The 17,076-nt window shown below is 51.2% G+C and carries 11 protein-coding genes; 9 read left to right on the top strand and 2 right to left on the bottom strand.

Features of this window, described 5'->3' with window-relative positions:
- Positions 1-110: 110 nt before the first annotated feature.
- Entirely contained in the window at positions 111-1,757 is a 1,647-nt protein-coding gene (locus JX312_RS01850; RefSeq protein ID WP_123405595.1) for a fumarate hydratase, read from the bottom strand.
- Positions 1,758-2,159: 402 nt separating this feature from the next.
- On the opposite strand from JX312_RS01850, the gene JX312_RS01845 reads away from it, so the two are divergent.
- The 9 genes from JX312_RS01845 to JX312_RS01805 all read left to right on the top strand — a co-directional run bounded on the left by JX312_RS01845 (position 2,160) and on the right by JX312_RS01805 (position 15,805).
- Entirely contained in the window at positions 2,160-5,552 is a 3,393-nt protein-coding gene (locus JX312_RS01845) for a xanthan lyase (protein WP_204456802.1), read from the top strand.
- A 55-nt stretch (positions 5,553-5,607) separates the two neighbouring features.
- Complete coding sequence (locus JX312_RS01840) at positions 5,608-7,074, top strand: glycosyltransferase family 2 protein (RefSeq protein WP_124030644.1); 1,467 nt, start codon at positions 5,608-5,610, stop codon at positions 7,072-7,074.
- Between the two features lie 45 nt (positions 7,075-7,119).
- On the top strand, positions 7,120-8,067 hold the full coding sequence (locus JX312_RS01835; protein WP_204456800.1) for a DUF4922 domain-containing protein: 948 nt from the start codon (positions 7,120-7,122) through the stop codon (positions 8,065-8,067).
- A gap of 19 nt (positions 8,068-8,086) precedes the next feature.
- The gene (locus JX312_RS01830; RefSeq protein WP_204456799.1) at positions 8,087-9,436 is read left to right on the top strand and encodes an MFS transporter; all 1,350 of its coding nucleotides are present in this window, start codon (positions 8,087-8,089) and stop codon (positions 9,434-9,436) included.
- Positions 9,433-11,787: a BamA/TamA family outer membrane protein gene (locus tag JX312_RS01825; RefSeq protein WP_239653770.1), complete on the top strand. Its 2,355-nt coding sequence runs from the start codon at positions 9,433-9,435 to the stop codon at positions 11,785-11,787. Before JX312_RS01830 ends, JX312_RS01825 begins: the two co-directional genes overlap by 4 nt.
- 36 nt (positions 11,788-11,823) lie before the next feature.
- Entirely contained in the window at positions 11,824-12,477 is a 654-nt protein-coding gene (locus JX312_RS01820; RefSeq protein WP_123405585.1) for an HAD family hydrolase, read from the top strand.
- Positions 12,478-12,508: 31 nt separating this feature from the next.
- A complete protein-coding gene (locus JX312_RS01815) occupies positions 12,509-13,288 on the top strand; it encodes an acyl-[acyl-carrier-protein] thioesterase (RefSeq protein WP_123405583.1) in 780 nt (259 codons plus the stop codon).
- Between the two features lie 89 nt (positions 13,289-13,377).
- Positions 13,378-15,339 (top strand): heavy metal translocating P-type ATPase, encoded by a 1,962-nt coding sequence (locus JX312_RS01810; RefSeq protein WP_204456797.1) that lies wholly within the window; start codon positions 13,378-13,380, stop codon positions 15,337-15,339.
- 34 nt (positions 15,340-15,373) lie between these two features.
- On the top strand, positions 15,374-15,805 hold the full coding sequence (locus tag JX312_RS01805) for a Fur family transcriptional regulator (protein WP_124096626.1): 432 nt from the start codon (positions 15,374-15,376) through the stop codon (positions 15,803-15,805).
- 96 nt (positions 15,806-15,901) lie between these two features.
- Here JX312_RS01805 and gdhA read toward each other — a convergent pair.
- On the bottom strand, positions 15,902-17,076 hold a 1,175-nt coding region (gene gdhA / locus JX312_RS01800), incomplete at its 5' end, for an NADP-specific glutamate dehydrogenase (RefSeq protein ID WP_204456796.1).

The raw sequence follows: 17,076 nt of genomic DNA, 5'->3' as shown, positions 1-17,076 counted from the left end.
CCTCTATGTAAAATAGAAAACAAGACCAAGCGGACATAAACACAAAAGAGGCGGGATTCATGAATCCCGCCTCTTTTGTGTTTATGTAATTTAGAAGATATTTTCAGTAATCACTTGCAGTCGCTCATCGGACAACGTGGCTTGATTTGCTTAAAGAAGTCATTTCCTTTGTTGTCAACAAGTATGAATGCAGGGAAATCCTCAACCTCGATCTTCCAGATAGCCTCCATGCCAAGTTCCGGATATTCAAGACACTCTACGCTCTTGATGGAATTTTTGGCAAGTATAGCCGCCGGACCTCCTATTGAGCCGAGATAGAAGCCGCCGTGCTTGTGGCAGGCGTCTGTAACCTGCTGGCTGCGGTTGCCTTTCGCAATCATCACCATGGAGCCGCCTGCAGCCTGGAACTGATCCACATAAGAGTCCATACGGCCGGCAGTAGTCGGACCGAACGAACCGGAAGCCATTCCTTCCGGTTTCTTGGCGGGACCGGCGTAATAAATGGGATGATCCTTGAGATACTGTGGCATCGGCTCGCCGGCGTCAAGACGCTCTTTGATCTTCGCATGCGCGATGTCGCGACCTACGATTATCGTGCCCTTAAGAGAAAGACGTGTAGACACCGGATATTTGTCAAGTTCTGCAAGAATCTCCGGCATCGGACGGTTAAGGTCTATCTTCACGACCTCGCCTTCACCGGCGTTTCTCATCTCCTCCGGAATAAGTTCGCCCGGGAATTCATCAAGTTTCTCGATCCAGAGACCGTCCTTGTTGATTTTTGCCTTCACATTGCGGTCGGCGGAGCAGCTTACACCCATGCCTACAGGGCAGGAAGCACCGTGACGCGGCATACGGATAACGCGTATGTCGTGTGCGAAATATTTGCCGCCGAACTGTGCACCGAGACCGAGACAGTGTGCCGCTTCGAGAAGTTCCTTCTCAAGCTCGACATCGCGGAAGGCGTGCCCGTATTCATTACCCTCGGTGGGAAGATTGTCATAATATTTTACAGAAGCTTTCTTGACCGCGGCAAGGTTAGCTTCGGCAGATGTGCCGCCGATCACGAAAGCGATATGATATGGAGGGCACGCGGCTGTGCCGAGAGTCTTCATCTTCTCGATAAGGAAAGGCACAAGTGTCTTCTTGTTGAGGATAGCCTTTGTTTCCTGATAGAGATAGGTCTTGTTGGCTGAACCGCCACCCTTAGCCACGAAAAGGAAGTTGTATTCCATACCTTCGCAGGCATGGATCTCGATCTGGGCGGGAAGGTTGCATCCGGTGTTCACCTCGTCATACATATTGAGAGGGGCGTTCTGCGAATAACGCAGATTATTCTCGGTATATGTCTTGTAGACACCCTCGGAAATCTTCTCCTCATCATCGCAGCCTGTCCACACCTGCTGACCCTTGTAACCGGAGCAGATGGATGTGCCGGTATCCTGACAGAAAGGAAGAACGCCCTTGGCTGCCACTTCAGCGTTGCGCAGCATGGTCAATGCCACATATTTGTCGTTTTCAGACGCCTCGGGATCATGAAGGATCTTCGCCACCATCTCGTTGTGTTCACGGCGAAGCATGAACGAGCAGTTGTGTGAAGCCACATTTGCCAGAATTGTCAGAGCCTCGGGATCCACCACAAGCATATCGTGGCCTTTCCAGTTCTCCACTTTAACATGATCTTTGGTTACGAGCTGATACTCGGTTGTGTCCGGACCAAGCGGGAACATTTCCTGATAATGAAAAGGTTTTGTTGCCATTATTTTAGTTTTTGGTTAAATCGTAAGTAACTGGGGTGCCCACCCCGGATAATCCACATGCGAAGTTAACACATTAATTGCGATTTGACAAAAAAATCGCACGCAATAATCCTGACCGCGCAATCTGAACGCCGTCATGTGTGCAAAAAAAGTTAACAATGGCGCGTGATGTTGTTTCTAAGCCGTTTTTTCATTAATTTTGTAGTCAGGAACCGTTTGTTTTTATAACGATTCCCGTGCTTCCCAGAGGTCTTTAATGGTTGTTTTTTCGGTTTTAATCGGTCACACAGTCCGCTATGCTGCCTCCCCCGACTCGTAAAAAACACCACTAAAAATCACCTCAACGAATCTCTCAATCAAATTTAAACGGTTTATCAGACTTCTAAATTTTCTGTACCCAAAATGAAATTTCGCATATATATATATATACTGATGGCGGTTATTATCGCTATTGCGGGTTTTGACACAATCGAATCTCAGGCAGCTAAGAAACGGACAAAAGCCGGAACGACCCAGACCTCTTCCAGGAAAAGCAAAAAAAAACGCAAAACCAAAAGGAAAAAGCGCAAATCAAGAAAGAAAAGATACACCCGAAGAGTTACAAAGCCCACGGCGCCAAAGCCTGAACAACCCTCCAACGACTCTCTGACACTTGCCGTCAACGAGCGTCTGCTCCAATGGATTCCCGAGAAACTGAACCCCGGAGGACTGAGGGTGAACAGTGTGAAACCTGACCGCATGTCGAAAATCGCGAGACTGAGTCTAAACGAGAATTTCACATACCTTCCGGTTACACGTGAACTCATAGACTCCCTTGCTTTTCACGCCAAGGCGGCTCTTCCTGATTCCATTTCGGATTATAACGTCACACTCAACGTAGGCACTAAATCTCTCGCCTATTTCATCACCAAGGTCGATAAACTCCCCGAAAAATTCAGAAAGAATCCCCCCTTTGTAGTAGAAGCGAATCCTTTTGTCCACGCCGACAAGGGACTGGAGAACGACATAATAGCCCTGTGGCATTCTCACGGACGATATTTCAAACCAGGGTCCGGAGCCTGGACCTGGCAGCGTCCCTTCCTTTTCCAGTCGGTAGAAGACACCTATACGATGAGCTATGTACTCCCATATTTAGTGCCGATGCTTGAAAACGCCGGAGCATACGTCATGCTTCCCCGTGAACGCGATGTAAACAGACACGAGGTGATTGTTGACAATGACACCAACGATGAAGGGCAGATATTCTCCCAGCCATATTATAAAGAGATGACCGGCACGAAGCCTTGGGTGACTGGTGACCTTGACGGATTCATATATGACCTGCCCGATTTCCGTGACACCGAGAATCCTTTCGAAAACGGGACATACCGTCAGACCACCACTGTGACCGGAGGCAAACAGTCTGTTGCCGCCTGGTATGCAGACATACCTGAAGATGGCGAATATGCAGTCTACGTGAGCTACAAATCCTTCCCCAACTCGACGGAAGACGCCCACTATACGGTCAACTACTCCGGAGGCACCAAGGAGTTTCGCGTAAACCAGACCATGGGCGGAGGCACATGGATCTATCTCGGCACGTTCCCCCTCACAAAAGGCTATAGCGACACTGAGCCGATAGTCACCCTGACCAACCTCTCCGAAAAAGGGGAAGGGATGGTTATCACAGCCGATGCCGTAAAAATCGGTGGCGGCATGGGCAACATAGCCCGCTCCGACCGCCGCTCCGATATCTACTATGATCCCTCCACCCCCGAAGTCTCCACAGACACAGCCTCGACTCCGACTGCCACATCCGATGATGATTCCAAAACCGGATCAGGAACAAATTCTCTTTCAGGTCAGAACCGTGCCGAGCCGGAAGGAGAAGAAGAGAGTGATACTGACCCAACTGAAGAAGAGGAAGATGAAGTTGACGAAACTGACGAAGTCAATGACGAAACAGAGGAATCAGAGGAAACTCCCGACGCAAGACCGGCAGACACATCAGTGCCTGCGGAACCGATGACCCCCTCCGCCCCAAAAACAGTGCCGACATTCCGCACCTCAGGAATGCCTCGCTTTCTTGAAGGCGCGCGCTACTGGCTCCAGTGGGCTGGCTTCCCCGAACCGGTATATGCGCCATATCACGGCTCCGATGACTACAAAGACGACTATACATCTCGCGGAAACTGGGTGAACTACCTCGCCGGAGGCTCGCGTGTTCTTCCGAATCGAGAAGGTCTCAACATACCTGTAGACATGGCCTTCGCCCTCCACAGCGATGCCGGCAAAAGAGCCGACGACTCTTTCGTGGGCACACTTGGCATATACTTCACGCAGAACGGCGACTCATACCGCGACGGGACTCCGCGCATAAACTCCCGTATGCTAACCGACCTGATAATGCGTCAGATAACCAACGACATACGCCGCCAGTACGAACCTTCGTGGACACGCAGGTCAATGTGGGACAAATCATATGTAGAGGCGAGAGTGCCGGAGGTTCCGACTACACTTATAGAGCTTATGAGCCATCAGAATTTCGCTGATATGATGTATGGACTCGACCCCTCTTTCAAATTCACGGTAGGGCGCGCCATTTACAAAGGTATCGCGAGATTCCTCTCGGAGCGTAAAGACAGAGAGCTGGTAATACAACCGCTTCCCGTAAAAGATTTCGCTATAACCCGCGAGAAGAAAAACCATTACAGACTAAGCTGGCAACCCACGCCGGATCCGCTCGAAGAGACAGCAATGCCTGACAAATACGTGATTCTCGCACGCAATCAGGGTGAACTGGGCTTCCACAAGATCGGAGAGACATCCAAGACTCATTACGACCTCAAGGTAGCCGACAACGAGATTCACAGTTTCCGCATAGTTGCCCTCAATAAGGGTGGTCTCGCATTCCCGTCGGAGACTCTCTCCCTGCGCGAGGCACCCGGAGATAAGACTCCTGTCCTGATAATCAACGGATTCACCCGCATCAGCGCTCCGGCAAACTTCAAAGACGGCAACAACGCCGGATTCAGTGCCGACAAGGATTTCGGAGTGCCCTATATAAAAGATATTTCTTTCACAGGCTATCAGACCGAGTTCAACCGAAACACCGGAAATGCATTCGGCCACAGCGGCTCCAACTTCACCACCCAGATCATCGCCGGCAACACATTCGATTATCCGGCGGTACACGGCGAAGCGATAGCGAACGCAGGTCATGGATTCGTTTCCTCAAGCGTGGGAGCTGTGGAATCAGGAGCCGTAAAGCTGTCCGGCTACAAGAACATAGACCTTATACTCGGCAAACAGAAAGCCGGTATCGTCGGCAATGGCAAGAGTGGCGTGCGATTCAAGACATTCACCCCGGAACTTGAGCGACAGCTGAGCGTATTCACCAATGAAGGGGGCAACCTATTTATCAGCGGTGAGAATGTGGTGTCTGACATCTTCTCCTTCCGATATGGTCCGGAAGACAGACATTTTGCGGAAGTCGTGCTTGGAGTCGTACCGGCGGAAGCTCCCGAAGGCGGTCTGACAGAGACCCGCTCCGGCAAGCTTCTGTCATCCGACGGAAAGACGGTAAAATACTCCAGCACCCTCAACGAAGACTGCTACATCGTGCAGAGTCCTGACATTCTTGCCCCAGCGCCCGGTGTTAACGCCAGAGAAATCTTCTCTTTCAGCGACACTGCGCGCCCGGCAGGTTATGTCATTAACCGGGGACGAAGCCGTAACATGATTCTCTCAATTCCTCTCGAGGCAATTACCGAGAGCTACGCCCGCGACAGGATAATGGCAGATTTCCTCAGATAACCGACCGCTTCCGAGTCGGAGGTAAAAACATTTCAGTCAACTTAGAGAAAAAGACATGAACATCATACGATTCACCACTGTAAACGACCTGCGCGAAGAGATTTTTCGCGCTCCGCTCGAGCAATACGTACTCGTACAGCTTGACGACAGAGAGATCGAACTGGATCCCTTGTGCATCCACCGTTATACCGAAATCGCTTCGGAGATAGACTCGACACTAACATATTCCTACTACCGGGAACGCAACGAAGACGGGACACTGCTTCTTCACCCGGTAAATGACTATCAGCCGGGATCGGTGCGCGATGATTTCGACTTCGGTCCGCTCGTGCTTCTCAACGCCGCGGATGTTCTCTCGGCGACAGAGGATTTCACCCGCGAGGAATCCGACATGCTCGATGGCGGATGGTATGCCTTGCGTCTTAGAATCACCATTGGCAAGATGATGGCAATGATTCCGGAATATCTCTACACCGCCACACGCACCGACTACCGCAAAAGCGGTGAGAAACAGCATGACTATGTAGACCCGAAAAACCGCGCCTACCAGTTGCAGATGGAGAAAACTCTGACCGACCATCTCCGCCAGATCGACGGGCTTGTGACTCCTGGAAACACCAAAGTTGATTACGACGCGGAAGAGTTTCCTGTCGAGGCTTCTGTTGTCATACCTGTAAGAAACCGTGTGTCCACGGTTATGGACGCTGTAAACTCAGCGTTGTCGCAGAAATGCGATTTTAAATTCAACGTTATAGTCGTTGACAACGAATCGACCGACGGGACACTCGAGCTGCTTGAAGCAGTCGAAGATCCCCGCCTGAAGCTCATAAAGGTATCGGCAGATGAAAACCTCGGCATAGGAGGCTGCTGGAACCGCGCCCTCCTTTCCGAACATTGCGGACGATTTGCAGTGCAACTTGACTCCGATGACCTCTACAACTCGCATGATGTGCTCAAGACGATAGTAAGCAGGTTTCGCAGCGGCAACTTCGGCATGGTAGTGGGAAGCTACATGATGGTGGATTTCAACGGCAACCCGATACCGCCGGGACTCATAAGCCATGAAGAATGGACAGACTCGAACGGACCGAACAACGCATTGCGGATAAACGGATTCGGTGCACCGCGCGCTTTCTTCACTCCGGTGGCAAGAGGCATACTCTTTCCCAACGTCAGCTATGGAGAGGATTATGCCATGGCATTGAGAATAAGCCGGGAATACGGCATAGGAAGGATCTACGAGCCGCTCTATCTCTGCCGTCGGTGGGAGGGAAACTCCGATGCCTCCCTGTCAATAGAAAAAACGAACGCCAACAACAATTACAAGGATTGTCTGCGATCCATAGAACTTATGGCACGCGTACGGCAGAACATGCAGAGCCGCCCTATGCCAGGTCTGCCTCTTCCCGATCTCGGCGCACTTATGAATCCCGAAAACGATCCCGACGCATCCTGGGACGATGACGATGATTTTGACGAATTCGACGAATTCGACGGAGACGATTCCGATCTGCCGTTTTAAGAAAACTTTTATTGTCAAGCACTAACCTGACGACATATGCAGCCATTGTCTATCGAACATATCAACAGTCTTATTGAGTCGCAACTCATGTCCTGGCACGAAGCCAAGCGTAATTTCGACAGACTCATGGAGATTGAGAGGAAACCGCTTCAATTAGGCGATTTCCACATAGCAGCACAACTTAACCCTGCCCGCATACGCTCCACAGGAGCTGCAGTCGACAAGGCGTCTGTGGCAGCACGGGTCTGTTTCCTCTGCAAAGAAAACAGACCCGCCATGCAGATGTCGGGCGAATGGCCGACTCCCGAATGGGAACTGCTCGTCAATCCATATCCCATACTGCCGGTGCATTTCACGATAGCGGCAAAAAAACATATACCACAGGAACGCATACCACTTGAAATGGCGATGATGGCAGAATATGCACCCCCGCTGGTCTTCTTCTTCAACGGAGCAAAAGCCGGAGCTTCAGCTCCGGATCACCTGCACTGTCAGGCGATGCTCAGATCCGAATTGCCGATAACGGCACTTGCCGAGAGGTATCATCCCGTTGAAAGGGCAGGATGGATGAGCAGCGAAGAATACGGACTGCACCTCCCGTTCAACTTCATGAGTGCCGTGATAAAAGGGGACATGGCAGGTCTGGAACATCTTGCCCTGACCGAATCTGCTTTCGGCATAGACTCTGAAACCGGAGAAAAGGACAACGAGCTTGTGAATGCTTTCTTCTGGATATCAGACAGCGGTTATCTGAGAATAGTCGTCGTGCCCAGACGCGCTCACCGCCCTTCCCTGTATTTCCTGCCTGAAGGGGAACGCTTCGTCATAAGCCCCGGAGCCGTCGACATTGCCGGATTGCTGATAGTGCCACGCAAAGAGGATTTCGACAGGCTGACTCCCGAAACTGCCGCCCGCATATATTCGGAAACTGCATTCTCAGGATCATTGCCTAAAGAGATCATAAACCATTTCCTCCCCGGCTCACACTCGTAACAACATAGAACAACCGGTCATGAACACTACCGACAGAACTCCCCCCACACACCCGGAAGGGAAAAGATCTCCCTGGCTATGGATTCCGACAACCTATATGGCAGAGGGACTCCCCTATTTTGCCGTCAACACACTGACCGTGCTGATGTATCACAACATGGGGATAGGACTTGCGGATATGGCTTTCTTCACAGGCTGGCTTTATCTGCCATGGGTTATAAAACCGTTCTGGAGTCCATTTGTGGATCTGATAAAAACGAAACGGGGATGGACCATAGCCATGCAGTTTCTTATGGCATTCTCGCTTGGTGCAGTCGGTCTGTTTCTCCCCTCGTCTTTCTTTTTCACCGCTACCCTCATACTTTTCTGGCTGACCGCCTTCTTCTCCGCCACACACGACATCGCAGCCGACGGCTACTACATGATCGAGCTTTCCGCCCATGACCAGGCTGCATTCGTAGGTGTGCGCTCCACTTTCTTCCGCATTGCATCAGTAATCGGACAGGGAGGTCTTGTGATGCTCGCCGGCTATCTTGAACAGACCCGAGGAAGCGTTTCCGAGGCTTGGTCGCTGGTGTTTATGCTGTTAGGGGTGATTTTTCTGCTGACTGCGTTGTATCATACCCGCTTCATGCCCCGCTCAGGTGAAGACCGCCCTATGCCGGGGGTGACACCCTCCACAATAATGCGCGATTTCGCACGCACATTCGTCACGTTCTTCCGCAAACCTGACATAGTGCCGGCTCTTCTGTTCATGCTTTTCTACAGATTGCCCGAAGCGATGTGTCTCAAGCTGGTGCAGCCCTTCCTTGTTTCTCCACGTGAAGAGGGAGGTCTGGCACTTTCTACTTCAGAAGTAGGATTTGTAAACGGAACCGTAGGTGTGGTCGCGCTTCTTGCCGGAGGCATACTCGGCGGTATCGCCATATCGCGCGGCGGATTGAAAAAATGGCTATGGCCAATGGCTCTCTCTCTTACACTTCCCTGCGTGTTCTATTGCGGTCTGGCTATGTGGCAGCCGGAGAATTTCTCGCTCATATGCGCCGCCATATTCACCGAACAGTTCGGATACGGATTCGGATTTACGGCATTCATGCTCTACCTCATATATTTTAGCCGGGGTGAAAGCAAAACATCCCACTATGCATTCTGCACTGCATTCATGGCATTGGGGATGATGCTGCCGGGAATGGCGGCAGGCTGGCTGCACGATATCTTCTCCGGAATTGACATATACGGAGACGGCACACCGCAGGGATACGTGAATTTCTTCTGGCTGGTGATGCTCTGCTGCACAGCTACATTCGCTGTCTGTCTCGGAGTGAGAATAGAACCCGGTTTCGGTAAAAAACAGGAAAAAGTATCGTGAAAAGAATATCGCGCATATCGTCAATGCTGCTTCTGCCCGCAATACTGCTGGCGGCATGGCTTCTGTCTGGGTGTTCCCCGGCTCGCCACGTGCCGGAGGGTAAATATCTGCTTGACGATGTAAAAATAAACCTAAACGACTCCACAGGAAGGCTCGACCAGCAGCAGCTGATGACCTATGTGCGAATGCAGCCCAACCACAAGATGCTGTGGGCTACCAAATTCCGTCTCGGCATCTACAACATGAGCGGCAACGATTCCACGAAATGGTGGAACAGATGGGTACGCAAACTCGGAGAGGCGCCTGTGATATTCGATTCAACAGCCACCATGACCGATGCCGGACAGCTCCGCAAGGCGATGGTTAACGCCGGATTCCTTGATGCGTCTGTGTCGGTAGACACTTTCGCCGACCGCAATAAGCGCAAGATGAAAGTGGAATACAACCTGCATGCCGGTATGCCTCACATCATACGATCGGTATACTATGAGTTTCCCAACGACACCCTCCGCTCACTGATAATGAAGGATTCCGCCCGTTTCACCGTCAGACCCGGCGATCCGCTCGACATATCACTGCTCGAGACCCAGCGTGAACTGCTGACAACGAGAATGCGCAGCAATGGTTATTACGCATTCGGGAAAGAATTCATAACCTTTAACGCCGACACAACCGAAGGGTCACACGATGTGGACCTCACGATGACAGTAAAACCCGCTTACCCATCCGACTCTCCAAACCATCTGATAGACACTCACAAAGAATACATCGTAAGAAATGTCTATTACATCATAGACTATGACCCCGGGGTCACAGAGGATTTCCGTCATTATCAGGCAGCAGACACCGTGAACTATAAAGATATAACCATTCTCTACGGTAACAAACGATATCTGCGTCCAAGCTTACTTTACGACAACTGTTTCATCCGTAGCGGAGAGGCATACAACCTGCATGATGTCAACAACACTTACACGGCACTCGGCAGGCTTACGATACTCAAATTCATCAATATCCGTTTCATTCCCGCGGGGAATTTCAATAATTTCGGACTTCTTGACGCGTATATTCTTCTCACCCGTGGTAAAAGTCAGAGTTTCTCGGCTGAACTTGAAGGCACAAACTCCGAAGGTGACCTCGGTGTAGCAGCAGGTGTCAGCTATTCCCACAGAAACATCGGCAAGGGTTCGGAAACTCTCACGGCAAAACTTCGCGGAGCTTACGAATCACTCAGCGGGAACCTCAGCGGACTCATACATGACCGCTATCTTGAACTCGGCGCGGAAGCAGGTGTTAACTTTCCTAAATTCAAGGCTCCATTCCTCCGTGAGAGTTTCAAACGCCGCATCAAGGCGACAACCGAACTGAACGTGTCGATGAATTATCAGGAGAGACCGGAATACACCCGCATCATCTCCACTGCCGGATGGAGCTACAAATGGTCGGAACGCTTCAACCGCAACCGGCACACATTCACCCCGATAGACATCAACTACGTGTATCTGCCGGAAAGCACCAACGATTTCCTCGACGAGATTGCCCCCGACAACCCCCTTCTCCGCTACAGCTACGAAGACCACTTCATAATGAGAATGGGCTATAGCTTCTACCACAGCAATAAACGCCACGAGACTCCATGGAGCCGGTCATTCCAGAAAAACATATACACTGTAAGGGTCAACGCCGAAGTTGCAGGCAACTTCCTTTTCGCGCTCAGCAGCATACTAAGTCACCGCTCCGATTTCCACAGCCAACCCTACAAAATGTTCGGCATCCATTATTCACAATATGCCAAAATCGACGGTGACTTCTCTTTCCTGCATCTCTTTGACACCCGTAACTCCCTTGCTTGCAGATTCGGAGCGGGTGTAGGCGTGCCATACGGCAACTCGGCGGTGCTTCCGTTCGAGAAACGCTTCTACGGAGGTGGAGCCAACGGTGTGCGCGGCTGGGATGTCAGAACTCTCGGACCCGGACGCTACCCGGGCACAAACTCGGTGAGCGATTTCATCAACCAGTGCGGCGATATCCGCCTTGACCTGAGTGTGGAATACCGTGCCAAACTATTCTGGATTCTGGAAGGCGCGCTTTTCGTAGATGCCGGGAATATATGGACAATCCGCAATTATCCCAACCAGCCCGGAGGAATGTTCAGGTTTAATTCGTTTTATAAGGAGATAGCAGCCGCATATGGTGTCGGTCTGCGCCTTGACTTCAACTATTTCTTACTCCGCTTCGATATGGGAATGAAAGCTCACAACCCCGCTTTGGGACAGGAACCATGGCCTCTGATTCATCCGGACTGGCACCGCGACCGCTCCTTCCATTTTTCCATAGGCTATCCTTTCTGAGCCGGCTTACCCCAATCGACATAAAAACAGACCCAAATGAAAAAATTAGTGATTTTCGACCTTGACGGCACTCTTCTAAACACCATCGCAGACCTCGGCAATGCCTGCAACTACGCTTTGCGCACTCTCGGTTTCCCGGAGCATGCGCTGCCGACATATCGCTATATGGTAGGCAACGGCGTCAGGAAACTCATAGAACGCGCCGTGCCGGATGCCGACGAGGAAACCGTGGAACGTCTTCTGTCGCTCTTCCGCGAATACTACGGAGAACACGCAACAGACCACACATCTCCCTATGAAGGAATTCGCGATATGCTTGTAAAACTGCATGAAAACGGTGTGGCATTGGCTGTGGCAACCAATAAATACCAGGCGGCTGTAGACAGGATAATTCCACACTTCTTCCCCGATATACCATTTGTGGCTGTGATGGGACAAGTGGAAGACCGCCCTGTGAAGCCGGATCCGTCGATTGTGTTCGCAATCCTCAACAAATACCCCACACCCAAAGCGGATGTGCTATATGTAGGCGATTCTGCTGTGGATATGGAAACGGCACGGAGGGCATGTATCGAATCAGTCGGTGTCACCTGGGGATTCCGCCCCGTTTCCGAACTTCGCGGTGCATACGCGGACCATATAGTGTCGGCAACCACGGAAATACTCTCGATAGCAGGTATGCCGCAATAACATATAACGTATCTGAAAAGAATCAAAAGCCATGACTTACTCACAAAAATTCTTCAATTCGGCAAATGAGTCAAACCCGGAGGGTGAACTCGCCGTCAATATCCTGGTGGGCAATATTATCGAGATAGCCACAGCTCACGCCAACATGCTCGGAATCGGAAATCCGGCAATGGCACATCTTGGCGCGGGTTGGGTGCTTTCGCGCCTGACCATCGAGATGACACGTTATCCGAAGTGCAACACCTCATATGTTCTGAAGACATGGGTCGAAAACTGGAACAGACATTTCTCCACACGCGATTTCTCAGTAGAGGATGAAGCGGGAAACATTCTGGGATACGCACGGTCGGTATGGATGGTGCTTGACATGACCACCCACGATAATTTCGGTCTTGCACACCTCTCTCTGCCGGATGAATCGGTATACGAAGAACCCTGCCCCATAGCTCCTCAGGCAAAACATACGGAAATTCTCCCTTATCTTACTTCGGAAAGCAATGCTAACCCCAAGGCATTGAAAGCAAACGTTCCTGATGCTGAATATACCTTCAAATACAACGACATCGATTTCTACCGCCATGTCAATACCGTGAGATACATAACGATACTGCTCAACCGCTACTCTCTCGAAGAGTTCGACAGAAATTTCGTGAACCGGCTTGAGTTGTCGTTTCTGCATGAGGGAAGCTTCGGCGACACCGTAAGCATATTGCGACATAACTCCTCCCCTCTCGACTCGGCGTTCTCTCTTGTATCGCACAAGACAGGCAGACCTGTGATATTCGCCAGACTTACACTGGCTCCACGCTGACAGATGTCACCTGTCAGTGAAAAGTCTGCACTTGATGTGCACGTCGGAGAGCGTAAATTTGCATCATATAGTAATATTATCATTTGCTTATGTGCAGCCATTCTCATGAACACCACTGCTGCGGACATACTCACGCGCAGAATCATATTCTTCATGGAAAGAACGACATTCTTTCCATCTACAAAGCCGAAATATTCTCCGCTCTGCTGCTTGTTGTGACACTGATTATCGAACACTGCGGTGTGCTTCGGCGAATTTCCGAAGCCGCCGGATGCGCTGTGTCGATTCCGGAGATAATCCTCTACGCCATCGCACTCATTCCTGTGGGTCTGCCTATACTACGAGAATCTTGGGAGATGTGGAGGAAAGGACGCTTCATGAATGAATTCACGCTGATGGTCGCGGCGGCTGTCGGTGCGTTCATAATCGGGGAATATCCCGAGGGGGTTGCGGTGCTGCTCTTCTATTCATTCGGTGAAAAGATGGAAGATACAGCCTCCGACGATGTCAGACAACGCATCAGGGCTCTTTTAGGGCGACTGCCGGAGGAAGCCACAGTCAGACTTGACGGCAAACTGAAGAAAGCCAGTCCTAAGAATCTCCAGCCCGGGTCAGTGCTCTTCGTGCGCCCCGGCGAAAGAGTGGCTATAGACTCCATTCTCCTCGGCGAGAAGGATGTAGAATTCGACACCTCCGCCATAACCGGAGAATCCGTTCCACGCTCATTCCGCCCGGGAGAGGAGATTTCATCCGGCATGATACCGGTGGATCAGGCTGTGGATGTCAGAACCCTGCGGTCATTCTCAGATTCCTCAATGAGCCGGATAATGAAAATGATAGAAGAGGCGCAGGCTTCCAAGTCACCGACTGAAAACCTGCTCCGCAGAATCACAAGGTGGTACACTCCGGTGGTCTTCTCTCTCGCTTTGCTTCTCTTCTTCACGCCATGGCTCATAGATGCGGTATTGGGCAACCCGTTCGAATGGATGAAATGGCTGCGCCGCTCGCTCGTGTTTCTGGTATGTTCCTGCCCTTGTGCGTTAGTTGTGAGCATACCGCTCAGCTACTTCGCCTCATTGGGGAATGCCTCTCGACGCGGCATCCTCTTCAAGGGTTCGAAATATGTTGACAGCATGAGAAACATAGACACGGTTGTCTTTGATAAGACCGGCACGCTTACCACCGGCAAGTTTCACGTTTCGTCAATAAGCGCGGCTGACGGAACTGAGCCGTCCATGCTGCTTTCAGTGGCTGCGTCACTTGATGCGGAATCCGGTCATCCTCTTGCGGAAGCCATACTGTCGAAAGCTCGTGCCGAAAGAATCGAGACAGCCGAGGCGGAGAATATAAGGACAGTATCACACGGCATTACCGGAATCATCGGTGGAAAGATGGCTGCGGCGGGATCCCGCACGCTCATGAGACGACTCGGCATAGCTGTGCCGGAATCTCATACAGACGCATCGGAAATATGTGTATCACTTGACAACAGTTACATAGGCTCCATATATCTGCTCGACACAATCAAGCCGGAAGCAGCAGAAGCCATACGCCGGCTTCACTCTCTCGGTGTGAAATCAGTGGAGATTCTCTCCGGTGACAGAGAAGAGGCTGTAAAGCGTGTTGCCCGTGAGACAGGCGCTGATTCATATCATGCGGCTCTTCTTCCCGAAGATAAAAAGGATATTATAACGGAGATGACGCGTAAAGGTAACAAAGTGGCGTTTTCCGGAGACGGAATAAACGATGCCCCGGCAATAGCAGCAGCTGATGTCGGCATTGCCATGGGCACACTTGGAACAGACATGGCAATGGAAAGCAGCGACATAGTCATTGCCGGTGACAACCTGGAGAAAATTCCGGAAGCGATCTCACTCGCACGCAAAGTAAGGCGTGTAATTTTGGAAAACGTCACATTCGCCATAGGTGTGAAAGCGCTTGTCATGCTCCTCGGAGCTTTCGGCATAGCCTCCCTTTGGGCGGCTGTTTTTGCCGATACCGGTGTAACTCTGCTCACCATCATCTGGACCCTGCTCCGCCTTCGCAAATAAATCCGGATTATTTACGTTTACAATACATATGGATATGTCTATTGACAATAGAATGCAATCCCACGGTGTACGCCCAACGGCTGTACGCAACCTGATATTGTCTGTTCTCGACAATGCCACTCATCCGATATCCGCACTCGACATAGAGACAAGTCTCGATACAGTAGACAGATCCTCAATCACCCGCGCCCTGTCACTTTTCGTTGAGAAAGGGCTGATACACATCATCGATGACGGCAGCAGTTCCGCAAAATACGAAGTCTGCCGTGCCACGCATACACACACAGGAAACGATGCAGGTTTTCCTTCCCATGAAGACCTGCACGTTCATTTCCGTTGCACAGGCTGCGGCAAGACCTACTGCCTCCCCTCGCCCATTCCCTCCATTACGCTTCCCTCCGGCTTTATCCCCGCAACAGCAAACTACATCATCACAGGCACCTGCCCCGACTGCCGCCCACGCTAAAACCATCTAAGAACGCTTCATGCAAAAAATCAGAACGGATCCGGGGAGTAGATTCTTCCCGGATCCGCACATATTGTTTAGTTGTCTGCTATATTATCAGATGATTCCCTGAGCCATCATTGCGTCTGCAACCTTAAGGAAGCCGGCGATGTTGGCACCCTTCATATAGTTGATGTAGCCGTCCGGCTGCTTGCCATGCTCCACACAAGCCTCATGGATGTCGTGCATGATCTGGTGAAGTTTCTCATCAACCTGTTGCTCGGTCCACTGGATGTGTTCTGCATCCTGAGTCATCTCAAGACCTGAAACAGCTACGCCGCCGGCGTTGACAGCCTTGCCGGGACCATAAGGAATCTTATTCTCGATGAATGTATCGATAGCCTCGGGGGTGCAACCCATGTTCGAAACCTCAGCCACGAGAAGAACGTTGTTTGCCACAAGTTTCTTCGCATCCTCTCCATTAAGTTCGTTCTGGGTGGCGCAGGGAAGAGCGATGTCTACTTTCTGCTCCCAGGGTTTCCTACCTGCGAAGAATGTTGAACCAGGGAATTTGTCGGCATAAGGAGCAACGATGTCATTGCCGGAAGCGCGGAGTTCAAGCATATACTCGATTTTCTCCGCGTCAAGACCTGCGGGGTCATAGATATATCCGTCGGGACCGGAGATAGTCACGACCTTGCCGCCGAGCTGGGTTGCCTTTGTGGCAGCACCCCACGCCACGTTGCCGAAACCGGAGATGGCGATAGTCTTACCCTTGATGTCTGTGCCGAGGTCAGCAAGCATCTGAACTGTATAATAGAGAGCACCGAAACCTGTTGCCTCGGGACGGATGCGGCTGCCGCCGAATGAAAGTCCCTTGCCTGTGAATGTACCTGTGTTCTCGCGTGCGAGTTTCTTATACATGCCATACATATAGCCGACTTCGCGACCGCCAACACCTATGTCGCCTGCGGGAACATCACGGTCAGGACCGAGGTTGCGCCAAAGCTCGAGGATAAACGCCTGGCAGAAACGCATGATCTCAGCATCGCTCTTGCCACGGGGGCTGAAGTCTGAACCGCCCTTGCCGCCACCCATCGGAAGTGTGGTGAGCGCATTCTTGAAAGTCTGCTCGAAACCGAGGAACTTAAGGATTGAAAGGTTCACGGAAGCGTGGAAACGGATACCACCCTTGTAGGGACCTATGGCGTTGTTGAACTGTACGCGATAGCCGATATTGTTCTGAACCTCACCCTTGTCGTCAACCCAGGACACACGGAAAGTGAAGATAC

This window comes from Barnesiella sp. CU968, assembly GCF_905219685.1.
Lineage (GTDB): Bacteria > Bacteroidota > Bacteroidia > Bacteroidales > Muribaculaceae > Lepagella > Lepagella muris_A.
This window is presented reverse-complemented; position numbering and strand designations above follow the sequence as displayed.